This window comes from Kribbella alba, assembly GCF_039529635.1.
Classification (GTDB): Bacteria; Actinomycetota; Actinomycetes; order Propionibacteriales; family Kribbellaceae; genus Kribbella; species Kribbella alba.
The window spans coordinates 484,902-506,132 of sequence record NZ_BAAANE010000004.1 but is presented as its reverse complement, the minus strand read 5'-3'; the positions used below and the strand labels follow the sequence as shown (position 1 = coordinate 506,132).

Genomic DNA, 21,231 nt, shown 5'->3' with positions numbered 1-21,231 from the left:
GCATTCTCTACGGTTGGGTCCGTGCGTCGCCTGCTCAGAGTCATCATCGCCAGCGGTATCGCCCTCGCCACTGCGCTCCTGGTGGTGGCGGGTACCGGCATTTTCGTCGTCCGTCACTCGATCCCCTCGTACGACGGGACGGTGGAGCTGCCGGGGCTCGATGCGGACGTCGAGGTGGTTCGCGACGCCAACGGCATCCCGCAGATCTACGCCGACAAGCCGGGCGATCTGTTCGCGGCGCAGGGCTACGTGGCCGCTCAGGACCGGTTCTTCGAGATGGACTTCCGCCGCCACGTCACTTCGGGCCGACTGGCGGAGCTGTTCGGCAAGGACGCGCTGGAGACGGACAAGTTCGTCCGCACGATGGGCTGGCGCCGGGTCGCGGAGAAGGAGTTGGGTCTGCTCAGCCCGTCCACCCGGCAGTACCTCGACGACTACGCGCGCGGCGTGAACACCTACCTGGACCAGCACTCGGGATCCGGCCTCAGCCTCGAGTACGCCGTACTGTCGCTCAAGGGCACGGAGTACCACCCGGAGCCGTGGACCGCGGCCGACTCGCTGGCGTGGCTGAAGGCGATGGCGTGGGACCTCGGCGGCAACATGGACGAGGAGATCACCCGCACCAAGCTGGCTGCGACTCAGTCGGCGCGCAGCATCAACAGCCTCTACCCGGCGTACCCGTACGACCGGAACGAGCCGATCCTGCCGACCGGCTCGGTCGCTGCGGACGGCAAATTCACCTCCGCGTCGCCGGACAACCAGGCACGTCGGCCGATGTTGACGAAAGACTTCCTGAAGTCGCTCGACACCGTCGACAAGGTGGCCAAGGGACTGCCTGAACTGCTCGGCCGCGGCGACGGCATCGGGTCGAACTCCTGGGTCGTGTCCGGCGAGCACACCACCAGCGGCAAGCCGCTGCTCGCGAACGACCCGCATCTGGGCGCCACCATGCCGGGGATCTGGACCCAGGTCGGGTTGCACTGCAACAAGTTCAACCCGCAGTGCCCGTTCGACGTGTCCGGCTTCAGCTTCTCCGGCCTGCCGGGCGTGGTGATCGGCCACAACAGCGCGATCTCCTGGGGCTTCACCAACCTCAACCCCGACGTGATGGACCTCTACCTCGAGCGGCTGGACGGCAACGGTGCGCTCTACAACGGCAAGATCGAGCCGCTGAAGATGCGCACCGAGACCTTCAAGGTCGCCGGCCAGAAGCAGGACGAGAAGATCATCGTCCGGGAGACCCGGCACGGTCCGCTCATCTCCGATGTCGGCGCCGACGAGAAACAGACCGGTGAGCTCGCCGCCAAGGGCAAGAGCCCGGTGCCGTACGGCGTGGCGCTGCGCTGGACCGCGCTGACCCCAGGCCGGACGGCGGACGCGCTCTTCGCGATCGACCGCGCCCAGAGTTGGGCCGCCTTCCGCACCGCGGCGAGCATGTTCGAGGTGCCGTCGCAGAACCTGGTGTACGCCGACCGCGAGGGTCACATCGGCTACCAGGCTCCCGGCCGGGTTCCGATCCGACGGGCCGGCAACACCGGCAACATGCCCGTGCCCGGCTGGGACCCGAAGTACGAGTGGACCAGCTACATCCCGTTCGAGGCGATGCCGACGGAGTTCGATCCGGCCGACGGGATCATCGTGACGGCGAACCAGGCCGTGGTGCCGAAGTCGTACAAGTACCAGTTGACCAACGAGTGGGACTACGGCTACCGGTCCCAGCAGATCCTCGACCGGATCCGTGCGGCGGGCAAGCTCGACGTGAACTCGATGGCGGCCATCCAGCTGGACACGAAGAACCGCAACGCCGAGATGCTCGTGCCGTACCTGCTCCGGATCGGCATCACCGACAGCTTCGACAAGCAGGGCCAGGACATCCTGCGCGGCTGGGACTTCACCCAGCCGGCGGACTCGGCCCCCGCGGCGTACTTCAACGTCGTCTGGCGCAACCTGCTGTCGCTCACCTTCCACGACCAGTTGCCGGAGTCGGCCTGGCCGGACGGCGGGTCGCGTTGGTTCGAGGTGATGCGCAACCTGGTCGTGCAGCCGAACAACGGCTGGTGGGACGACCTGGGTACGCCGCAGCGGGAGACCCGCGACGACATCCTGCGCGAGGCACTCGTCAACGCGCGGGCCGAGATCACCACGAAGATGGCGCGCGAACCTTCCAACTGGCAGTGGGGCAGGCTGCACAAGCTCACTCTGACGAACCAGACGCTGGGCAAGTCCGGTATCGGCCTGGTCGACAAGCTGTTCAACCGCGGCCCGTACGAGCTGGGCGGCGGTTCGTCCACCGTCGACGCGACCGGCTGGGACGCGTCCAAGGGCTACACCGTCACCGCGACCCCGTCGATGCGGATGGTCGTCGACCTGTCCGACTTCGACAAGTCACGGTGGATCAACCTCACCGGCGTCTCCGGCCACGCGTTCTCGTCGAACTACACCGACCAGACCGACCTGTGGGTGAAGGGGCAGACGTTGCCCTGGGCGTTCACCAAGGGTGCGGTCGAGTCAACCCGCAAACACACGCTGACCTTGACGAAGCCTGGGAGTTAGCCTGCCAGACCGGTGCCTCTAGCTGAGGTGAATTAACCGGGTGGGCGTGAGGGCTGCTTGGACCGGGTGATCGTGGGGAGCGGCGGGGAGCTCGTCGAGGATCTCGGTGTCGTAGACCGCCGCCCAGATCGGCGTACCGGGGGCGACCCTGGCGAGAGCGCGATCATACGAACCGCCACCACGCCCCAGCCGTACTCCGTTGAGGTCGACCGCCAAGGCCGGGCAGATCACCAGGTCGGCGGTGGCGATCGTGTCGGGCCCGAGGTCCACGGGTGGTTCCGACAGCCCGAGGCGGCCGGGGACCAGATCGGCCGCGCCGGGGGCGATACCCCAGCCCAGGTCGTTGTCGGCGTACAGGATCGGCAGCAGCACCTCGTGGCCGGACGCCAGCAGCCAGTCGATCAGTGAGCCGGTCTGCGGTTCCGGGCCCATCGATACATACAAGGCGATCCTTCGGGCTACCTGCACCTCATGCAACGAGCGCGCGACGTCCAGCAGCCCCGTCCCGGCGGCGGATTTGTTCCGGGCTGCAAGCAACGACTGGCGCGCGGCCGTCTTGGAGGAGAACACAGCCAGATGGTACGGATGGCGAAATGCCGCGGTTACAACGCGTCCCCTAGGGTTGATGCATGAGTGAGGCAGGTCTTCGACAGGCACAGGAGAAGATGCGCGCGGCCGGTGCGGCCGACGTGGCGATCAAGGTCTTCTCGCACTACTACCGGTTGCTCGAGTCGGGCCAGCGGGGCACGATCCACGAGTCCGACATCGAACCGGCAGGTGATCTTCCTCACCTCGAAAACCTCGACACCGACGCGGACGCGATGCGGGCCGGCCTGGCCGAGACCGTGGTGATCAAGCTCAACGGCGGCCTCGGCACCTCGATGGGGGTGACCGGGCCGAAGTCGGCGCTTCCGGTCAAGGACGGGCTGAGCTTCCTCGACATCATCGCCCGGCAGATCCTCAGCACCCGCGAGACGTACGACGTCCCGCTGCCGCTGGTCCTGATGAACTCGTTCCGCACCCGGGCCGAGTCGCTCGCTGTGCTCAGTCGCTACCCCGACCTCGAGGTCGAGGGGCTGCCGCTGGACTTCCTGCAGAACATGGAGCCCAAGCTGTTCGCCGACGACCTGACTCCGGCCGAGTGGCCCGACGACCCCGAGCTGGCCTGGTGCCCGCCCGGCCACGGCGACCTCTTCACCGCGCTGGTCGCCTCCGGCACGCTCGACGCCTTGCGCGAGCAGGGTTTCCGGCACGCGTTCATCTCCAACGCCGACAACCTCGGCGCCACCCCGGACGGGCGGATCGCCGCCTGGATGGCCGAGCACGACGTGCCGTTCGGGATGGAGGTCTGCCGCCGGACCAGGTCGGACCGCAAGGGCGGACACGTCGCGATCCGCAAGTCCGACGGCCGGCTGATCCTGCGAGACAGCGCGCAGGTCGCGCCCGAGGACACCGAGTCGTTCCAGGACATCAAGCTGCACACGACCTTCAACACGAACAACCTCTGGATCGACCTCGACAGGCTGGCCGAGCTGATGGACGGGCACGACGGCATCCTCGGGCTGCCGATCATCGTGAACAAGAAAACCGTCGATCCGGCTGACTCGAGCTCGCCGGAGGTGATCCAGCTCGAAACCGGGATGGGCACCGCGATCGAGACATTCGAGGGGTCCCAGGCCGTGATCGTGGACCGGAGCCGGTTCAAGCCGGTGAAGACCACGAACGACCTGCTGGTGCTCCGCTCGGATGTCTACGAGCTGGACGATGCCGGCGACCTGACCACCACGCACGAGGGCGACGAGCCGTATGTCGATCTCGACCCGGAGTTCTTCAAGATCCTGGCCGACTTCGAGACGCGGTTCCCGGCGGGGCCGCCGTCGCTGGTGCGGGCCGAGCGGCTCGAGGTCCGGGGTGATGTTGCCTTCGGCAAGGACGTGGTGATCATCGGCGACGTCGAGGTGGAGGCGGCGCCGGGGGAGCAGCGGCAGATCCCCGACGAGGCCGAGCTGCGTGGATGACCTGCTGATCCGGCCGCTCGAGCCGTACGACACGGACGAGGCTGCCGCGGTCTGGTGGAGGTCCCGGCATGCGGTGGGCTCCCAGCTTCCGCCGGCGATCCACACCGAGGCGAAGGTGCGGAAGTGGTTCGCCGACGTGCTGCTGCCGGACGGGCAGAGCTGGGTCGCGCTGGACGACGGGCGGATCGTGGCCGTGCTCACGCTGGACGGCGACGACCTCGACCAGCTGTACGTCGACCCGGACGCGGCCGGCCAAGGGGTCGGCTCGACGCTGGTCGAACTGGCGAAGGACCTCCGGCCGGGCGGGCTGGCGCTGTGGACGTTCCAGAGCAACACCCGGGCGCAGGCGTTCTACCGCCGCCGTGGGTTCGCGGAGGTCCGCCGTACCGACGGAGCCTCGAACGAGGAGCGCGCCCCCGACGTTCGGATGGTCTGGGGCGCCCATCCGGAGGCGTCACACTAGGATCAACCGGGTGAGACGCAGTGTTGACGAGCATCTGGAAGTAGTACTCGGCAGGGTGAAGCCGCTGCCGCCGTTCGAGCAGCCGTTGATGGAGGCGCTCGGGCTGGTGCTCTGTGAGGATGTCGTCTCGCCCGTGAGCCTGCCGGGCTTCGACAACTCGGCGATGGACGGGTACGCCGTACAGGCCGCGGATCTGGCCGGTGCTGCGCAGGACAAGCCCGTCACTCTGCCCGTGGTCGGCGAGATCGCCGCCGGGCGGAGCGAGCACATCGTGGTGACGCCGGGGACCTGTGTGCGGATCATGACAGGCGCGCCGATGCCCCGCGGCGCCGACAGCGTCGTACCGGTCGAGTGGACGGATGGCGGAACCGCCTCGGTCCGGATCACGCAGCAGCCTGCGGTGGGGGCTTCGGTACGCCGTGCTGGCGAGGATCTGCGCGCGGGTGACCAGGTGATGGATTCCGATACCGTGCTCGGCCCGCGGCAGATCGCAGTACTGGCGGCTGTCGGGCGAGCGAGGGTCACGGTCCGGCCGCGACCGCGAGTGGTCGTCGTGTCGACCGGCGCCGAGCTTCGCGAACCGGGCACGCGCCTGGGCGAGGGGCAGATCTACGACTCCAACAGCTACACGCTCGCGGCCGCGGCTCGCGAGGCCGGGGCAGTGGTGTACCGGGTCGGCATCGTGGACGACGATCCGAAGAAGATCATGGACACGCTGTCGGACCAGCTCGTCCGGGCCGACCTGGTGATCACGTCGGGCGGCGTGAGCAAGGGCGCGTACGACGTGGTCAAGGAGGTCTTGTCCAAGCTCGGCACGGTCGACTTCCCGGAGGTCGCGATGCAGCCGGGCAAGCCGCAGGGTTTCGGCGTGATGGGCGAGGACGAGGTCCCGATCTTCACGCTGCCGGGCAACCCGGTCTCGGCGTACGTGTCCTTCGAGGTCTTCATCCGCCCCGCGCTGCGCAAGCTGATGGGAGCGATGCCCTACCGCCGTACGCCGGTGCCGGGGGTGATGCTGAACGGGTTCTCCTCGCCTGCCGGTCGACGGCAGTTCGTCCGCGCAGCGGCCACCCCCGGCGACCAGGGGTGGATGGCCAGTACAGTCGGCGGCCACGGTTCACACCTGCTCGGCGGGTTGAGCCGATCCAACGCACTGATCGTGGTGCCCGAAGACGTCACCTCCGTCCGGGCCGGCGAGCAAGCGGAGCTCTGGCTGCTGGACGAGGAGACCGGATGACGGAACCTGCGGGTGGGCTGACCCATGTGGACGCCACCGGCGCCGCACGGATGGTCGACGTGTCCGGCAAGGAGGCAGGGGCCCGCCGAGCCGTTGCCTCGGGCAAGGTTCTGGTCTCGGCCGAGGTGGTCGCCGCGCTGCGCGGTGAGGGAGTGCCGAAGGGTGACGCGCTGGCCGTTGCCCGGATCGCCGGGATCATGGGGGCGAAGCGGACGCCCGACCTGATCCCGCTGTGCCACCCGATCGCGATCACCGGGGTCAAGCTCGACCTCGAGGTGGCGGACGACGCAGTACTGATTGTTGCCGCGGTGAAGACGACGGACCGCACCGGTGTCGAGATGGAGGCCCTGACCGCCGTCACCGTCGCCGGCCTGGCCGTCATCGACATGGTGAAGGCACTCGACCCGGCAGCCGTGATCACCGATGTCCGCGTGGAGTCCAAAGAAGGTGGCAAGACCGGATACTGGGAACGCCCGTGAAGGCGCTCGTCATCAGCGTTTCGAACCGAGCCGCCGCCGGGATCTACTCGGATACGACCGGGCCGCTGATCGCCGAACGGCTGGCTGCCTGGGGTTTCTCGGTCGACGGTCCGCAGGTGGTGCCCGATGGTGCTCCGGTCGGCGAGGCTCTCGTCGCGGCGGTTGCGGCGTCGTACGACGTGGTGGTGACCACAGGCGGCACCGGCATCTCACCAACGGACGAGACACCCGAACGCACCGCGGCAGTGCTCGAGACGGAGATCCCTGGTATCGCTGAGGCCATCCGTGCCTACGGTGTCTCGAAGGGCGTCGCCACTGCCTCGTTGTCGCGTGGATTGGCCGGTGTGGCGGGCAAGACGGTCATCGTGAACCTGCCTGGTTCTCGCGGTGGGGTGAAGGACGGACTGACCGTGCTCGAACCGGTGCTGCGGCACGCGATCGATCAGGTGCGAGGCGGCGATCACCCGCGGACGGACCAGGACTGATGGCAGTCGTGCACTGGCCCGTGGAACTCAGACACGGGTTGGTCGGCCTGAGGCCGCTGCGCGCCGGCGATGGCGGCGAGTGGAGTGCCGCCCGCCAACGCAACATCAGTTGGCTCCGCCCGTGGGACGCGACGCAGCCGCCCGGCGCCGAAGACGGCGCGCGCACATTCCGGGCGATGGCGCGTGACTGGAACCGCCAGGCACGGTACGGGCGGATGCTCCCTTTCGTCATCACGTACGGCGGGGCTGCCGCGGGTGGGCGGTCCAAGTGGCCGCTCGTCGGGCAGTTGACCGTCTCGGGCATCACCTATGGCTCAGCGCGCTGGGCGAACCTCGGCTATTGGGTGGACGAGCAGTACGCCGGGCGCGGCATCGTTCCGATCGCTGTCGCCCTTGCCGCGGATCACTGCTGGTTCACGCTCGGCCTGCACCGCATCGAGGTCGCGATCCGTCCGGAGAACAAGGCGAGTCTGCGGGTGGTGGAGAAGCTCGGCTTCCGCTACGAAGGCGAACGGCCGCGCTTCCTGCACATCGATGGGCAGTGGCGCGACCACCGTATCTTCGCTCTGAACGTGGAGGAAGTCGGACCGGGGTTGGTTGCCCGACTGCTCTGATCACGCTGCGTGCTTATTCACACCAGTCACACGAGTCTTCTTGCGACACACCGGCCCACATGCCCCACCTGAACCGTCAATGGTCTTAGCGTCGTCGCATGGGGACGACAGGGCTGATCTATGTGGCGATCGTCGCCGCGTGGGCTGCCTACCTCGTCCCGATGATGCTGAAGCGCAATGACGAGGTGAATCAGCGCCGCTCGGCGGAGAAGTACTCGTCGTCGGCTGCGCGCGTTCTCTCACGTCAGAGCGACGTGCAGTCGCGCTCGCGGTATGCCGTGCGGCCTGCTGGTTCAGAGTCGGCTTTGGTGACCGACCCGTCGCCGCCAAAGCAGTATGTCCCGAACCGGGCCCGCCGGGTGGCTGCGATGCGCCGCCGGCGGGTGCTGTCGATCCTGACCCTTTCGCTCCTGTCGGTCATCGCATTGGCCGGCCTGGGAATGCTGCTGTGGTGGACCGTCGCGATCCCGTCCACCCTGATCGTCGCGTTCGTCATACTGACCCGCGTCCAGCTCCGTCGCCAGGCACGTGAACGTGCTGCCTTGGCCGCTGAGCGCAGGGCGCGTGCCGAGGCGCGCCACGAGAGCGGACCGGCTACTGCACCTTTGTCCCCTGACCACGAGCTGACGGTCGAGGTGAAGCTCCCGGTGGCCCCCGAGCCAGTGGTCGAGCCCAAGCCCGCGGTCGCCACCGAGGGCCTGTGGGACCCGGTGCCCGTGACGCTCCCGACGTACGTGATGAAGGAAAAGGCCCCCGACCGGACAGTCCGCACCATCAGCCTGTCCGGCCCCGAAGTCTTCTCCTCAGCCCGCACCGCCGACCCCGAACCAGAAGCGGCCCGCGCAGTACCAGAGCCCGCTATCGAGGCGGAAGAACCCGAGATCCGCCGCGCGGTAGGTGACTGACCTCCCGGTTTCGGACAGCGACCATCTGCGTGTTAGAGTTTCGCGGTCGCAAGGCACCAACGCGGCATCCTGGGGCTGTGGCGCAGTTGGTAGCGCGCCTCGTTCGCAACGAGGAGGCCAGGGGTTCGAATCCCCTCAGCTCCACCCAGTACAACGGCCGGTCTCGGATGAGACCGGCCTTCTGCTTTGGCCCATCACGCACTCACGATCGCAACGCCGCGGCGTGTAGCGTCGGGTTGACGATGACCACACTTTCCCCCATCCGTTGGCGCGCGTCGGGGCTCATGGGCCGGCGTGCGGAGTGTGACGTTCTCGACCGGTTGGTCGGCACTGTTCGTGCCGGTGAGAGCCGGGTATTGGTGGTGCGTGGCGAGCCGGGCGTGGGCAAGACGGCGCTGCTGGACTACCTCGTGGAGCAGGCGGCAGGCTGTTCGGTGGCCCGGGCCACCGGTGTCCAGTCTGAGATGGAGCTAGCCTTCGCCGGCCTGCACCAACTGGTGGCGCCGATGCTGGAACGGCTCGACGGTCTGCCGGTACCGCAGGCCGATGCACTGCGGACGGCGTTCGGGATCAGCTCCGGTCCGGCACCAGACCGGTTCCTGCTCGGCCTGGCAGTGCTCGGACTGCTGGCTGCGGCTGCTGAGGAGCAGCCGCTGATCTGTGTGGTGGACGACGAGCAGTGGCTCGATAGCGCCTCCACGCAGGTCCTGACCTTTGCCGCGCGCCGCCTGGAGGCGGAATCGGTCGGCGTGGTCTTCGCCGCGCGCACCCCCAGCGACGAATTCGCCGGGTTGCCCGAACTTACCGTCCAGGCACTGAACGAGGCCGACGCAGGCGCGCTGCTGGACTCGGTACTCACCGCGCCGCTGGACCCGCGGGTCCGGGACCAGATCGTGAGCGAGACCCGCGGCGTCCCGCTGGCGATACTGGGACTGACCGAAGAACTGACCCCGGCCGAGCTGGCCGGCGGGTTCGGGCTTCCCGCCGGGATGCCGATCTCGACCGGGATCGAGGACAGCTTCCGGCGCCGAATCGACGCACTGCCAGTCCAGACCCGGCGGCTCCTGCTTCTCGCGGCCGCCGACCCCCTTGGCGACCCACTGCTGGTATGGCGAGCCGCCAGGCGACTCAACATCCCGACTGAGGCCGCGACACCGGCAGCCCAGGCAGGCATGCTCGAGTTCGGCGCCCGGGTGCGCTTCCGCCACCCGTTGGTCCGCTCGGCCGCCTACCGGTCAGCCACTGTCCAGGACAGGCACGACGTCCACCGCGCCCTGGCCCAGGCCACCGAGCCACAGGTCGATCCGGACCGCCGCGCCTGGCACCGAGCCCAAGCAACACCGGGACCCGACGAAACCATCGCCGACGAACTCGAAAGCTCCGCCGCACGGGCCCAAGCACGCGGCGGCCTGGCCGCAGCGGCCGCCTTCCTGGAACGCTCCGCCGAACTGACGCTCGACCAGGCGAACCTGGGACGCCGCGCGCTCGCAGCCGCCAGGGCCAAGCATCTCGCGGGTGCCCCGGACGACGCGCTGAAGATGCTGGCCATGGCGGAAGGCGGCTCTCTCACGGAGTTGGAGCGGGCGAAGACGGACCTACTGCGCGGCCAGATCGCGTTTGCCTCGGGCCGTGGCAGCGAGGCTCCGCACCTGCTGCTCGAAGCGGCAAAGCGGCTCGAACCACTCGATGTCAGCCTTGCTCGCGAGACCTACCTGCAGACTCTTGCGGCCGTGACCTTTGCAGGCCGCCTTTCCAGCCCCGGCGGCGGGGTACCGGACGTGGCGTTGGCCGCGCGAGCGGCTCCGCCGCCGTCGCACCCGCCGTGCGCGCCCGACCTGTTCCTTGACGGGTTGGCAGCGCACTTTTGTGACGGCTATGCGGCTGGACTGCCCATTCTGCAACGGGCGCTGACGCTTTTCGGCGCCGACATGTCCGCAGCGGAGGAACTTCGCTGGCTGTGGCTGGCCGGAATCACTGCCTTGCACGTGTGGGATGACGAGGACTGGGGCGTGTTGACCGCCCGTCACGTCCAACTCGCCCGCGAGACCGGTGCACTCAGCGAACTTCCCCTCGCTCTGACATCGCGAATCTTGAGTCAACTGTTCGCGGGCGAGCTGACTGTGGCAGCCACCCTGACCGACGAGCTGCGGGCGGCGACGGAGGCGACGGGAAGCAACCTCGCGCCGTACGGCGCCCTCTTTCTCGCCGCAGTCCGCGGCCGCGAAGCCGAAGCCTCCGCACTTGTCGAGACCAATCGCAAGGACATCGAGCGGCGTGGTGTAGGGGTCGGCGTAACTACCACCGCGTGGGCGAGAGCCGTGCTGTACAACGGGCTCGGCCGCTATGAGTGGGCACTGGACGCAGCGCAACAGGCCACCGACTATCCGCTGGACATTGGTACGTCGTACCTGGCGTTGGGCGAGCTGGTCGAGGCCGCAACGCGCACCGGCAAGCACGAGATAGCAGCCGATGCTCATCGGCGGCTGGTTGAGGTGACCCACCCCAGCCGAACGGACTGGGCTCTTGGTGTCGAAGCGCGTACGCGTGCCCTCTTGAGTGAAGCCGAACCCGCCGAGAGTCTCTACCGCGAGGCGATCGAGAGGCTCAGCCGCACCCGGGTGCGGCTAGAGCTCGCCCGCACGCACCTCCTCTACGGCGAATGGCTGCGACGCGAGAGCCGCCGGGTCGACGCACGCGCACAGCTGCGTACGGCCCACGAATTGTTCACCTCGATGGGCGCACAAGGGTTCGCCGATCGCGCCGGTCGCGAGCTGCTGGCGACGGGCGAGACCGTCCGCAGGCGCACGGTGGAGACTGCCGGCGAACTCACCGCACAGGAGGCCCAGATCGCGCGGCTCGCCCGCGACGGACTGTCGAACCCGGAGATCGGTACCCGGCTGTTCATCAGCCCGCGAACGGTCCAGTATCACCTGCGCAAAGTCTTCACCAAGCTAGGCATCAGCTCCCGCAAGCAGCTCGGCAACGTGCTTGCCAGCGACCCCACGGCCATCGCGAAGTCCTAGTCGCAGCCGGCATCCCTCTCGGCGCACCGCGGGTCATCACCGGTCTGTGGCCGACGCGCTGGCAGGGTGTTGCCCGACGCTTCAATGCGCACCACTCGGCTAGCGCTAGGACTGTCCACTGGCGGATGCGATCGAGGGCCACGCCAAGGACGCTGAACCCGAATCAGCCAGCGATCGAGAGACACTCACCATGAGCTTTGAAAAGACCCCGAGCGGGACCCGCGGATCCCGTGCTCCGTCTCGGTCAAACGCGTTCACGCGGTTCATCAGCCGCACGATGGTCAAGTCTCATCGACGCAACGGTGACAAGTTCATGGGCATGGACGTGCTGTACCTGACGACCGTCGGTGTCAAAACGGGGCAGAAACGGCAGAACCCACTGGCCCGCTTTCCAGACCGTGACGGCAGCTGGCTGGTTGTCGCATCGTTAGGTGGGTCAGCGCGCAACCCCAGCTGGTATCACAACCTGGCGGCGCATCCCGATCAGGTCTGGATCGAGGTGGCCGGTGATCACTTCCGGGTGACCGCTGAGCAACTGGACGGGGAAGCTCGCGAGGCGGCGTGGCAGCGGATCATCGAAAGCCAGCCACGCTATGCCGGCTACCAAGCCAAGACGGACCGCGTGCTGCCGATCCTCCGGCTGTCTCCCGCCTAGAATCCCTGACCGCCGCTCTCGACGCTCACTCAGGACACCCGAAAGATCGGCTTCCGAAAGATGGGCACTGTTATGACCTGGAAATCGCCGCCCGACCTGACCGGCCGCACCTACGCGGTCACCGGCGGCAACGCCGGAATCGGTTACTTCATCTCCGAACAGTTGACCGTCGCGGGCGCCAAGGTCGTGATCCTCGCCAGGAACGCTGACCGTGCACGGGCCGCCGCCGACGCGATCCGTAGCCAAACCGGCAAAGCAGTCGCCGCTACCCTGCCGCTCGATCTCGCCGACCTGGACTCGGTCGCCACGGCTGCAGCCGAATTGTCCAAACAGGACCGCCTGGATGGGCTGATCCACAACGCCGGCATCACCGCCGGAAAGCAACGCCGGACCACCCGCCAGGGCTTCGAACTCGTCGTGGGCACCAATCATCTCGGACACTTCGCGCTCGCGGCACAGACCATGCCGATCCTCGCCGCCACGCCAGGCAGCCGAGTGGTCCTCGTCAGCAGCCTCACGACCAAGCTGGCCAAGTTCGACCCTGAAGACCTGCAGAGCGAGCAGTCCTACACGCAGCAGAAGGCGTACGCACAGTCCAAACACGCCGTCCTGCTCTTCGCCTTCGAGCTCGATCGCAGATTGCGGGCGTCCGGAGTGGACGTTCGCGCCATCGCGGCACATCCTGGCCTCGGTCTGAACATGTTCAGTCCGGCTCGACCCGGGATCAACCGGGCGCCTAGGGTCCGGTTGCCGTTGCCGCTCCAGGGAAAGGATCGTGGCGCGCGGCCGGCAGTGCGCGCGGCCACCGACCCGGATGCGCTCGGCGGTCAGTACTACGGACCGAAGTACGGCATCTTCGGCCGACCGGTCGTAGCGTCACCGCCACAAATCAGCGGGAATCGCGAACTGGCCGCGCGGCTGTGGACCCAGTCCGAGCAGTTGACCGGTGTCACCTTCGAACTCCCTGCAGGTGAACGATGAACGCGACTTCACATGTCTGGGTCGGGTAGCTGGATCCCTTGACCCAGGGCGTTGATGATGGGCAAGCGACGGAGCCATTCCTCGTCGTCCACACCCGGGACGGGTTCACCGGGCCTGGCCGGCTCGGCCTGGTCGGCGATGATCTGCTCCATCCCGGGCGGGGTGAATATGAAGAGCATCCTCGCTGCGTGGTTGCCGACGTTGTGGAAGCGGTGCCGGACGCCGCGGGGAATGTGGATGAAGTCGCCGGCGACGGCGAGGAAGGTGGTGTCACCGTCCAGGAACTCCAGCTCGCCGGACAGCAGGTAGAAGGCCTCCTCCTCGTTCGGATGCGCGTGCGGCGGCGGCCCGCTGCCGGCCGGCACGGTCGCCTCGATCAAGCCGAGTCCGCCGTTCGTCTGCGCACCGGTGGCCTTGATGGTGTAGACGTCACCGGCCGCCCAGACGGTCGGGCCCTGGCCAGAGGGCACATAGAACGCGCCGGGCTTGAACCAGGCCGGATCTTCGTGCGGAAGGTCGGACCAGGGAAAGCTCATGCGGTCACCACTCATTGATTGGGTTGAGATGGGTCACCCATCAGCCTGCCGCCGGTGACACTGGGTGGCAAGAACGCACTTTTCCGCTACCTGGTACCACGGAAGGAACCGACATTGATGAAGGTGGCCGTGCCCGGGCAGCCGGCCGCGTGGACAGTCGACGGCGTGCCTGAGAGGCCGGAGCGGTGTGAGCTGATCCGGTCGATGCTGGGGTTGCTCGGTCAGAGATGGCCGGTGCTCGTGCTGCAGGTGCTCGGCAATGGTCCGCTCCGGTTCAACGAGCTGCGCCGGGCGGTCGCGCCGGTCACGCAGCGAATGCTGAGCGCGAGCCTGCGTGGTCTCGAACGAGACGGGCTGATCACCCGGACGGTGTATCCGTCCGCCCCGCCCAAGGTCGAGTACAAGCTGACCGAGGCCGGGCGGACTCTGAACGTCGCCCTCTACAACATCGCGGACTGGGTCGATGCGAACCTCGAGACGGTGACCGCGGCCCGCGCCGCCTACGGGGCCAAGTCGCTCACCCACCCGCTTGAGTGACAGGCCCGTGCCATATAGCCCTCCAGCCTCCACTTCCTGCTCGGGCGAGAGCCCCGTGGGCGCATCTGGATCCGTTCCTCCCGCAGGATCGATCTAGCTGTCTTCAGGTGGTGCAACAGGCCGGTCTCCCACCTCGGGAGCCCGGCCTCTTGCATGGCTATGTTGCTTCTGTGTCGCTGTGTTTCACGGTCGGCTGGCCAAGTTGCCTCTGCTGGGCAGGCGTGTCATTATTGCGCTCTAGCTCCCCACCGTCCTCCGGGACTGGTGGGGCTTTTTCTTTCGGGGGGCCGGATGCAAGACCTGCGTGCCGTCGTGGTGATCGACTATCAGAACGTCCACCTGACCGGCCATCAACGCTTCCAGGCGACCAAATACGGACCGAAGCACGACGCACTTGTCGATCCGTTGTTCTTCGCTCAGCAGCTTCTGCAGGTCCGCAACGCGCGACAGCGGCTCGATCACCCCTGTGCCGTGCTGAAATCCGTGGACGCCTTTCGCGGCGAGCCGAGTCCGGACCACGAGCCGAGGGCGTACGCGCGGAATCAAGCTCAGAAGGCCCACTGGGAGCGTGACAAGCGCGTAAGGGTGACGCTTCGACCTCTGAAGTACCGGTACCAGTACGACAGCGGCGGGCGTCCGGTTCGCGATCCGGTCACCGGGATCAAGATTCCGGTCGGGCCTCCGTCGGAGAAGGGCGTCGACGTACTGTGCGCCCTCGCCCTCGTGCGGCATGCACTACGCGACGATGCCGATCTGGTCATCCTCGCATCGCTGGACAGCGACCTGGTCCCCGCGGTCGATGAGGTCCTGTCGCTGGGGACGGCCAAGGTCGAGACCTTCTCCTGGTATGTGGCCGGAGAGAATACCTACGAGCTCCGGCCCAGCGATCGTTCGCAGCGGATTTGGAACACCCGGCTGACTGAGGCCAACTTCCTGAACTGCATCGATCGCAACAAGTACAGCTGAACATCTGCGTGCAAAGCAGCAGTCGCTCCGGGGAGCAACGTTCACTCCCCGGAGCCGTACAGCCTGAGTGTCCACTCGCCTGCCGGTACTCAGTTCGTGCACAAAGTTCGAGGAAGTTCTGTCAGCGGGTTCGTCAAGCCGAGACCTTGCCCTCGAAGTGGCTGCCGTCGTAGTCCCATCCGGGTGCGATCTCGATCTGCAGCGTCGAGCCGATGTTGGCCTTCGGGATCGCGAAGCCATACCGGGCGGTCTTCTTCTTGCCGGGCGGGATCGAACCCTAGAAGCCTCCGGCCAGGTTCTGGTCCGAGTCGAAGACCGTGTCCGCCTGGTCGCCATTGGCTCCGCTCGCGATCACCTCGGCCCGGCTCGTGTCGAAGGTGCTGGATGCGCTTTTCTGCAAGGTGACTGTCACGATGACTCCGATATCGCCCGGCTTTCCACCGGCTGCGTACTGGCTGATACGGAACCGCTTGAGGCTGGTGACCTGGGCCTTCAGGCCGTCGCTGTACGTGAACCATTGCGTCGCACCGACCTTCGCCACGTTGGGTTCGGTGTCGGTCGGGGCTGTCGTCGGGCTCGTCTCCGCCGGTGCCGCTGTGTCGGTTGTGGCCGGTCCGTCCGTAGCTCAGGTCGTCTGCCGTCTGACCGTAGGGCTCCCGCGCCGCCCCGCTAGCAATCATGGGAAATGCGGTACGACTCGACATGCCTCAAGGGCGCCTTCGGCGTCGCTGCGCGATCGAGCAAGCTCGACCCGTGACCCCTACCGGCCAACCTGAGGTCGGCAGCTATCGGCGCGATGCCGGAGGACTGCCCGCGCGGTTTGACGCGTAACCCTCATAGACCGGTCGCTGTCAGAATTCTTCCGGCAACCTGTCGGATCCGGAGTGAGGCGTTCGTAGCAGAGGTGAGAGGCGCGGCCGGAAGGAGGCCGCCGGGACAAGGAGTGATGAGATGACGTGGTACCTGATCTCGTTCGAAGACGGTGCGATGGACTTCCCCGAAGAGGACCTGCCTGACGTGGCCGAGGACGCCCACGCTGTGGTCCAGGAGGCCAAGGATGCAGGCGTGTTCGTCTTCAGCGGCGGGCTGGACTACGGCGCGAAGCACGCCGTTGTGGCGACCGACGGGATGATCACCGATGGCCCGTACCCGGAGAGCAAGGAGCTCATCGGCGGCGTCTTCGTTGTCGATGTACCCACCTGGGAGGCGGCCCTGGAGTGGGCCGCAAAGGTCGCGGTCGCCTGCCGCTGTGCGCAAGACGTGCGCGAGTTCTTCCCGTTCCGACGGCCTGACCTAGAGAAATCACGTTGATGCAGGACCTGCTACCCGCGCACGGCCTGCCACGCGAGACGGCGCCCTGAAGCATGCCTCCAAAGGCGTGCCGGGACAAAGGCAGGGTCGAAGTGCGGCCCTTCCAGAGCGAGGCATGCAAGGCGATCACCCGGGCTCACCGGGCCCGGGTGAGTCCGCCAACGGCCAGTCAGACGCCGATCATTGCGATGGAGTTCGAGGAGGTGACAACCACTCCTGACCGTGCCGCTCCGAGTCCGCAGGGAGGGAGGCCAGGGGGCGAATCCCGTCAGCCCTTCACCGGTACTCCCTCTTGAAGACGTAGTTGGCTCCACCGCCGCCAAAGCTGGTGTCGTTCTGAATCGCGACCAGCTCCCAGCCCTCCTCGCCCAGCTCGTTGAGCTTGCGCTCGCTCTTGAGGAGGGTCATCTTCTGGAAGACCTTGTACTCGAACCGAGGACCGGTGTACTCACGGGGTGGTCCGGCCTGCTCTGGTCGTTTCATAGTGCCTATCTTCGAGGAGAGAGCATGTCGTCGGGCGGCAGGTAGGTGTCGTGTTCCGCGTAGTACACGACAGCCTCACGCCGATCGGCTACGGTCGGCGCCGCGCCGCCGCGGTGGCCAGTCCAGGCTTCGATGACGCCGCCGTCTGGCTGGTCAGGAGTCCGGCCAGTGCCAGTGGGGGACTTCGCGGAGGGGGTGCAGGTCGGCTTCGGTTTGGGCGTGGGAGTTCTGTACTGCGACTCTGGAGCCGAACTCGACGTGCTCCCTCAGGGCAGTTCGGAAGGCGTGGTCGGCAGGTAGGCCCGCCTTGTCGGCTGCTGCCAGGTAGAGCTCGACGAAGCGGACGCGTTGGGGTTCTGCGATTGCCAGGCCGCGGTGGGCGTCGATGAGCTGGGCGAATCCGACGCTGCGGCTGAAGTCGTCGGGACCACCGAACGACTCGGCATCGAAGGCGGTGAGGTGGTCGACGTGCTCTGGCCGGCCGCTGCCGAACAGCGGTTGGAGCAGCGGATCGGCTAGTACGTCGGTATAGAAGATGTCGACGAACCCGCGAAGCGCACTCCACCCGCCGGCGTGCTCGTAGAGCGACTTCTGGGCAGGCTCTGGACCTTGGCCCGAACCGGACGATTGTTCCGACGCGATCTCCATCCCCCAAGGCTGCAGGGCGACCGGCGAGTGCGTCCAGCAGAACGGCAGAGTCGACTGCTTCACAGCGGGATCACTGTATGTCACTCTCACTGTGTGATCACTCCTGGTCACATTCCTGTGGGGGGAAGCATGAGCAAGGATCTGCACATCTTTACGAACGGGGTTGATCCGTTCGTGTTCAAGGTGAAGAAGCTCGTGGTGCATGTGCACGCGGGGGCGCCGCCGGCGGGAGTGGGGCCGGTGGCTGGTCAGCCGGGGGGCGGGGCGGCAGCGGGGCCGGCCGGTTATACGCCGGTTGGGCCGCTGCTCGGGGTCCGGGTGATGTCGGCCGGCGACGAGTATCTGCTGGAACAGGTCGATGGCTGGCGGAGCGACTGGGCGGAAGGCAAGGTGATTGCCCGGACCGACTCCTACGATGGGCCGTCGCTGTCCCAGTTGGATTCGGTCCTGGAGAGTCTGTCCGACGCCCAGAGCGACGACGTCACCGCTGTCGTCATTCAGCTCGACGGGTAGGGGCCCCACGATGGCGGAGGCACAGTCGACGCTGGACGCCGCATCGGAAAGGATCCGCGAGACGGCCAAGTGGCTGACGATCAGCCTGGCCGCACTCGGGGGTGTCCTGGTCGCGGGCTCGCAACTGAGCGACATCGGCGCGCTGCAACTGTGGAGCGACCGCTTCTGGACGGCGGTAGTCGGTGCCGCGATCGCGGCGATCGGCAGCGGCATCATCCTCGTTGCCACGATCAACACGGCAGCAGCGCCGGCCGTCAGTCTCAAAGAGCTCGCCACCGACCCACCAAAGGGTGCAAGGGATGCGATCACCGACGAGACACTCCTCGACAATCGCACCGATGTGAAGGCACTCAAGGACGAGTACGTCGAGGCGATCGAGGACCGGGAACGGAAGTACGCCGCGCACTTGGCCGAGCTCTCGAACGACGACAGAAGAGAGAAGTTCGTGACCGCCAACGCTCGCGTGGTGGCGCTTCACAGTATCGCCAAGAACCTTGTCGACGTCTCCTCCTACCGTGAGCTTGCCAGGCTGTGGCGGCTTGCCCGGATAACGATCGTGGCCGGCGGGGCGATCGCCGCACTCGGCGTCGGCGTCTTCGCCTGGGCGGCCAATCCACCGGCGAAGGTCATCGCCAGTACTGCGGAACCAGCGGTGCTGGCCGCCCCTGAACGGTCGACGATCAGTCTTACGCAGCAAGGACGCGAAGCGCTCGGAACCCAACTAGGCAAGGACTGTCCGGTGACGACCCCGATCACCGTTCTCAAGCTCGGTAGTGCCGATGCGGGATCGGATGTCCTTGTTCAACACACCGGCTGCACCAGCCTGCGGTTCATCCTGGTGCCGGCCTGGGGAGCAGCCACCTGATTAGGGGACTCGCAAGTACCTAATTCCTGGGGTGAGGTGGGTGAGAGCTCAATGTCATGCCTCGGGCGATAGCGGAGCGTGGTCGGCCGTGGAAGGGTGAAGCCTAGGGACGGGGGAGGGGTGTCACAGGTGCCGGAACTCAACGGGGGCGCTGAGCGGTTGTTGGCGGTTGCCGAGGGTTTGCCTGACTCCATGGGGGAACGGGAGCGGTTGATCCTCGGGCTCGACATCGTGGCATCAGAGGAGTGGTCGCGGGTGGTGGTGAGGAGTTCGGCCGAGGACGTGGAGGGACTCCGGCCGGCGGCGGTGAGCTACACACCGAACGAGCTCAACCAGGTGGTGAGCTTCGCGAGGGCGGTGGCCGGGGCCTACGGGTTCAAGCACACCGAAATGGCGCACATCGCTATCGGACTCGTTCTCACCGCCCGCGGCCGCGACGGATTCGACCAGCTCGGGCTGGCCCGGATCGTCGGAGAATCCTTCTGGTTCGGCTCGACGGCCCCGGTTTGAGCGCAGGTCACCCGGCCGGATGAGAGAGTCGGTGGGCGGCCGTTGTCGATACCTCGTGGACAAGGTGTTCGTCCTCGTCTCACGGCTCGTCGGCTTCTTGGCCGACGGCCACGTTTCGGCGAATGACCTGTACGCCGCGGCCCGTAGTACGGGCGAATCGCATGCGATCAGCTGCGCGGGAACGACGACGCCGAGCTGACCGCACTGCTGCGGCCGTACGTCGATCCGCTGTCGGTCTGGGGCGATGAGCCGAGCTGGTGCCGGCTGGCTCGATGACTGGAGCGGTCGTTTGACACTTGGCAACCGAGCGTGACGGCGGCATAGTGCACGGTGGATGCTGATGAGGGGATCGTGCCGCCGTGGATGAGAACAGACCCGCCCCTTTGCGGGTCGATGCAGAGACCGCGATCATCCTGCGCGAGGCGTACCACAAGATCGAGGCGCTGTTTCGCGGCGACCACTACGGCCTTTACGACTACATCCGCGCGGTGACCGGCAAGATCGCCCGGGTCGACACCTTCTACGTCGGCTTCCTGCAGGGGTCCAGCCGGGTGCGCTTCCCGTACGCCTACGACAGTGGGAAGTACATCGATCCCGACACGCACAACTTCGGCCCGAACGGTCAGACGGCCTGGCTGCTCAACCATCGGCAGACGTACCGGCTGGCCTACGACAGCGGCGCGGTGTTGCGGCGCGGGGTGCCGATCGGTGATGTCGGAAGGATTTCGCAGGACGCGGTGACCGTGCCGATCTTCCGGCCCGCGAAGAGTGGACCGGACCAGCTCTTCGGGATGCTCTCGATGCACAGCTACGAACCGAACAGCTACGACGACAACGTCGTGCGGGCGTTCGAGTGGCTCTGCGGTGTGGTGGCGCGGGTGCTGACCCGCGAGGTGGAGGACCGGGAGGCATTGCGGCGGTTGCCGGCTGGCGAGGAAGGTCCGAACCTGCTGACTTCGGATCACGTCATGGAGTACCTGGCTCACCGGATCGCCTCGCTCCGGGAGATCGCCGGCGAGGCGATGGCCGAGCCGGAGGCAGCCAGCGCGGCGGTCCAAGGGCACCTGACCCGGATCGTCCGGGCCACCGAGCAGATCCAGTCGGAGCTGATCGAAATGCTGCTGGACACCGACGAGGGACCCGAACGGCGCTACCGGACTCTCACGCGCGCCCAGCAAGGCGTAGCGGTTCTGCTGGTGGACGGACTGGACAACGATCAGCTCGCCGCGGAGCTCGGGATCAGCCTGAACACAGTCAAGACACACCTCAGCGCGATCCTGAAGAAGTACGGGATGGCCAACCGGGCGCAGGTGGCCGATGACATTCGGAAGTACCTCGCTCGCTGAGCGTGAGCAGTCTGTTCTCAGAAAGGGATGTTCATCCAGGGGTGGCGCGTAGTTCATCGAGGAGCCGAAAGGTGAGCGGGTAGCCCTCCTCTGAACTGGAGTA

Annotated in this window: 24 protein-coding genes and 1 tRNA gene; 20 read left to right on the top strand and 5 right to left on the bottom strand. The window is 66.9% G+C overall.

Annotation, left to right across the window (positions count from 1 at the left end; translation table 11 throughout):
• The first annotated feature begins 21 nt into the window (after positions 1 to 21).
• Entirely contained in the window at positions 22 to 2,553 is a 2,532-nt protein-coding gene (locus ABD210_RS09125; RefSeq protein WP_344110536.1) for a penicillin acylase family protein, read from the top strand.
• 18 nt (positions 2,554 to 2,571) lie between these two features.
• Here the strand turns inward: ABD210_RS09125 and ABD210_RS09120 are convergent, their stop codons facing one another.
• Positions 2,572 to 3,123 (bottom strand): 5-formyltetrahydrofolate cyclo-ligase, encoded by a 552-nt coding sequence (locus ABD210_RS09120; RefSeq protein WP_344110535.1) that lies wholly within the window; start codon positions 3,121 to 3,123, stop codon positions 2,572 to 2,574.
• Positions 3,124 to 3,182: 59 nt separating this feature from the next.
• Here ABD210_RS09120 and ABD210_RS09115 point away from each other — a divergent pair, with 59 nt between their 5' ends.
• The 11 genes from ABD210_RS09115 (at position 3,183) to ABD210_RS09065 (ending at position 13,413) form a co-directional block, all read left to right on the top strand.
• Entirely contained in the window at positions 3,183 to 4,571 is a 1,389-nt protein-coding gene (locus ABD210_RS09115; protein ID WP_344110534.1) for a UTP--glucose-1-phosphate uridylyltransferase, read from the top strand.
• Complete coding sequence (locus ABD210_RS09110; RefSeq protein WP_344110533.1) at positions 4,564 to 5,034, top strand: GNAT family N-acetyltransferase; 471 nt, start codon at positions 4,564 to 4,566, stop codon at positions 5,032 to 5,034. The genes ABD210_RS09115 and ABD210_RS09110 overlap by 8 nt, the downstream gene beginning before the upstream one ends.
• 10 nt (positions 5,035 to 5,044) lie before the next feature.
• The gene (gene glp, locus ABD210_RS09105) at positions 5,045 to 6,271 is read left to right on the top strand and encodes a molybdotransferase-like divisome protein Glp (RefSeq protein WP_344110532.1); all 1,227 of its coding nucleotides are present in this window, start codon (positions 5,045 to 5,047) and stop codon (positions 6,269 to 6,271) included.
• On the top strand, positions 6,268 to 6,750 hold the full coding sequence (gene moaC, locus ABD210_RS09100; RefSeq protein WP_344110531.1) for a cyclic pyranopterin monophosphate synthase MoaC: 483 nt from the start codon (positions 6,268 to 6,270) through the stop codon (positions 6,748 to 6,750). Before glp ends, moaC begins: the two co-directional genes overlap by 4 nt.
• Positions 6,747 to 7,235 (top strand): MogA/MoaB family molybdenum cofactor biosynthesis protein, encoded by a 489-nt coding sequence (locus ABD210_RS09095; RefSeq protein WP_344110530.1) that lies wholly within the window; start codon positions 6,747 to 6,749, stop codon positions 7,233 to 7,235. Before moaC ends, ABD210_RS09095 begins: the two co-directional genes overlap by 4 nt.
• The gene (locus ABD210_RS09090; RefSeq protein ID WP_344110529.1) at positions 7,235 to 7,849 is read left to right on the top strand and encodes a GNAT family N-acetyltransferase; all 615 of its coding nucleotides are present in this window, start codon (positions 7,235 to 7,237) and stop codon (positions 7,847 to 7,849) included. The genes ABD210_RS09095 and ABD210_RS09090 overlap by 1 nt, the downstream gene beginning before the upstream one ends.
• A 98-nt stretch (positions 7,850 to 7,947) precedes the next feature.
• The gene (sepX, locus tag ABD210_RS09085) at positions 7,948 to 8,754 is read left to right on the top strand and encodes a divisome protein SepX/GlpR (protein ID WP_344110528.1); all 807 of its coding nucleotides are present in this window, start codon (positions 7,948 to 7,950) and stop codon (positions 8,752 to 8,754) included.
• A 71-nt stretch (positions 8,755 to 8,825) separates the two neighbouring features.
• Positions 8,826 to 8,898, top strand: a tRNA-Ala gene (locus tag ABD210_RS09080).
• Between the two features lie 98 nt (positions 8,899 to 8,996).
• Positions 8,997 to 11,777 (top strand): AAA family ATPase, encoded by a 2,781-nt coding sequence (locus ABD210_RS09075; RefSeq protein ID WP_344110527.1) that lies wholly within the window; start codon positions 8,997 to 8,999, stop codon positions 11,775 to 11,777.
• A 190-nt stretch (positions 11,778 to 11,967) separates the two neighbouring features.
• Positions 11,968 to 12,432, top strand: coding sequence for a nitroreductase/quinone reductase family protein (locus tag ABD210_RS09070; RefSeq protein ID WP_344110526.1), 465 nt, complete (start codon positions 11,968 to 11,970; stop codon positions 12,430 to 12,432).
• A gap of 72 nt (positions 12,433 to 12,504) precedes the next feature.
• Positions 12,505 to 13,413, top strand: a complete 909-nt coding sequence (locus ABD210_RS09065) for an SDR family NAD(P)-dependent oxidoreductase (protein WP_344110525.1) — start codon at positions 12,505 to 12,507, stop codon at positions 13,411 to 13,413.
• A gap of 8 nt (positions 13,414 to 13,421) precedes the next feature.
• Here ABD210_RS09065 and ABD210_RS09060 read toward each other — a convergent pair whose 3' ends face one another.
• Positions 13,422 to 13,949 (bottom strand): cupin domain-containing protein, encoded by a 528-nt coding sequence (locus ABD210_RS09060; RefSeq protein ID WP_344110524.1) that lies wholly within the window; start codon positions 13,947 to 13,949, stop codon positions 13,422 to 13,424.
• 54 nt (positions 13,950 to 14,003) lie between these two features.
• Here ABD210_RS09060 and ABD210_RS09055 point away from each other — a divergent pair, with 54 nt between their 5' ends.
• Together ABD210_RS09055 and ABD210_RS09050 are read left to right on the top strand one after the other, a co-directional pair.
• Entirely contained in the window at positions 14,004 to 14,486 is a 483-nt protein-coding gene (locus ABD210_RS09055) for a winged helix-turn-helix transcriptional regulator (protein WP_344110523.1), read from the top strand.
• A gap of 291 nt (positions 14,487 to 14,777) precedes the next feature.
• The gene (locus tag ABD210_RS09050) at positions 14,778 to 15,452 is read left to right on the top strand and encodes a PIN domain-containing protein (protein ID WP_344110522.1); all 675 of its coding nucleotides are present in this window, start codon (positions 14,778 to 14,780) and stop codon (positions 15,450 to 15,452) included.
• 277 nt (positions 15,453 to 15,729) lie between these two features.
• Here the strand turns inward: ABD210_RS09050 and ABD210_RS09045 are convergent, their stop codons facing one another.
• The gene (locus ABD210_RS09045; protein WP_344110521.1) at positions 15,730 to 15,993 is read right to left on the bottom strand and encodes a hypothetical protein; all 264 of its coding nucleotides are present in this window, start codon (positions 15,991 to 15,993) and stop codon (positions 15,730 to 15,732) included.
• A gap of 410 nt (positions 15,994 to 16,403) precedes the next feature.
• Here ABD210_RS09045 and ABD210_RS09040 point away from each other — a divergent pair, with 410 nt between their 5' ends.
• On the top strand, positions 16,404 to 16,763 hold the full coding sequence (locus ABD210_RS09040; RefSeq protein WP_344110520.1) for a YciI family protein: 360 nt from the start codon (positions 16,404 to 16,406) through the stop codon (positions 16,761 to 16,763).
• 276 nt (positions 16,764 to 17,039) lie between these two features.
• Here ABD210_RS09040 and ABD210_RS09035 read toward each other — a convergent pair whose 3' ends face one another.
• A complete protein-coding gene (locus tag ABD210_RS09035; protein ID WP_344110519.1) occupies positions 17,040 to 17,246 on the bottom strand; it encodes a DUF4177 domain-containing protein in 207 nt (68 codons plus the stop codon).
• A gap of 153 nt (positions 17,247 to 17,399) precedes the next feature.
• Positions 17,400 to 17,957, bottom strand: coding sequence for a group II truncated hemoglobin (locus ABD210_RS09030; RefSeq protein ID WP_344110518.1), 558 nt, complete (start codon positions 17,955 to 17,957; stop codon positions 17,400 to 17,402).
• A gap of 66 nt (positions 17,958 to 18,023) precedes the next feature.
• Between ABD210_RS09030 and ABD210_RS09025 the strand changes: the two genes are divergently transcribed.
• The 5 genes from ABD210_RS09025 to ABD210_RS09005 all read left to right on the top strand — a co-directional run bounded on the left by ABD210_RS09025 (position 18,024) and on the right by ABD210_RS09005 (position 21,128).
• Positions 18,024 to 18,407 (top strand): hypothetical protein, encoded by a 384-nt coding sequence (locus ABD210_RS09025; protein WP_344110517.1) that lies wholly within the window; start codon positions 18,024 to 18,026, stop codon positions 18,405 to 18,407.
• Positions 18,408 to 18,417: 10 nt separating this feature from the next.
• Complete coding sequence (locus ABD210_RS09020; protein WP_344110516.1) at positions 18,418 to 19,272, top strand: hypothetical protein; 855 nt, start codon at positions 18,418 to 18,420, stop codon at positions 19,270 to 19,272.
• Between the two features lie 129 nt (positions 19,273 to 19,401).
• On the top strand, positions 19,402 to 19,782 hold the full coding sequence (locus tag ABD210_RS09015) for a hypothetical protein (protein ID WP_344110515.1): 381 nt from the start codon (positions 19,402 to 19,404) through the stop codon (positions 19,780 to 19,782).
• Between the two features lie 19 nt (positions 19,783 to 19,801).
• Positions 19,802 to 19,981 (top strand): hypothetical protein, encoded by a 180-nt coding sequence (locus ABD210_RS09010; protein ID WP_344110514.1) that lies wholly within the window; start codon positions 19,802 to 19,804, stop codon positions 19,979 to 19,981.
• A gap of 160 nt (positions 19,982 to 20,141) precedes the next feature.
• On the top strand, positions 20,142 to 21,128 hold the full coding sequence (locus tag ABD210_RS09005) for a response regulator transcription factor (protein ID WP_344110513.1): 987 nt from the start codon (positions 20,142 to 20,144) through the stop codon (positions 21,126 to 21,128).
• The last annotated feature ends 103 nt before the right edge of the window (positions 21,129 to 21,231 follow it).

Excerpts from the sequence above, each read along its gene's own strand:
- ABD210_RS09115 (WP_344110534.1), top strand. The coding sequence starts at position 3,183 with ATGAGTGAGGCAGGTCTTCGACAGGCACAGGAGAAGATGCGCGCGGCC.
- moaC (WP_344110531.1), top strand. The coding sequence starts at position 6,268 with ATGACGGAACCTGCGGGTGGGCTGACCCATGTGGACGCCACCGGCGCC.
- ABD210_RS09090 (WP_344110529.1), top strand. The coding sequence starts at position 7,235 with ATGGCAGTCGTGCACTGGCCCGTGGAACTCAGACACGGGTTGGTCGGC.
- sepX (WP_344110528.1), top strand. The coding sequence starts at position 7,948 with ATGGGGACGACAGGGCTGATCTATGTGGCGATCGTCGCCGCGTGGGCT.
- ABD210_RS09075 (WP_344110527.1), top strand. The coding sequence starts at position 8,997 with ATGACCACACTTTCCCCCATCCGTTGGCGCGCGTCGGGGCTCATGGGC.
- ABD210_RS09070 (WP_344110526.1), top strand. The coding sequence starts at position 11,968 with ATGAGCTTTGAAAAGACCCCGAGCGGGACCCGCGGATCCCGTGCTCCG.
- ABD210_RS09065 (WP_344110525.1), top strand. The coding sequence starts at position 12,505 with ATGACCTGGAAATCGCCGCCCGACCTGACCGGCCGCACCTACGCGGTC.
- ABD210_RS09060 (WP_344110524.1), bottom strand. The coding sequence starts at position 13,949 with ATGAGCTTTCCCTGGTCCGACCTTCCGCACGAAGATCCGGCCTGGTTC.
- ABD210_RS09050 (WP_344110522.1), top strand. The coding sequence starts at position 14,778 with ATGCAAGACCTGCGTGCCGTCGTGGTGATCGACTATCAGAACGTCCAC.
- ABD210_RS09040 (WP_344110520.1), top strand. The coding sequence starts at position 16,404 with ATGACGTGGTACCTGATCTCGTTCGAAGACGGTGCGATGGACTTCCCC.
- ABD210_RS09035 (WP_344110519.1), bottom strand. The coding sequence starts at position 17,246 with ATGAAACGACCAGAGCAGGCCGGACCACCCCGTGAGTACACCGGTCCT.
- ABD210_RS09025 (WP_344110517.1), top strand. The coding sequence starts at position 18,024 with ATGAGCAAGGATCTGCACATCTTTACGAACGGGGTTGATCCGTTCGTG.
- ABD210_RS09020 (WP_344110516.1), top strand. The coding sequence starts at position 18,418 with ATGGCGGAGGCACAGTCGACGCTGGACGCCGCATCGGAAAGGATCCGC.
- ABD210_RS09010 (WP_344110514.1), top strand. The coding sequence starts at position 19,802 with ATGAGAGAGTCGGTGGGCGGCCGTTGTCGATACCTCGTGGACAAGGTG.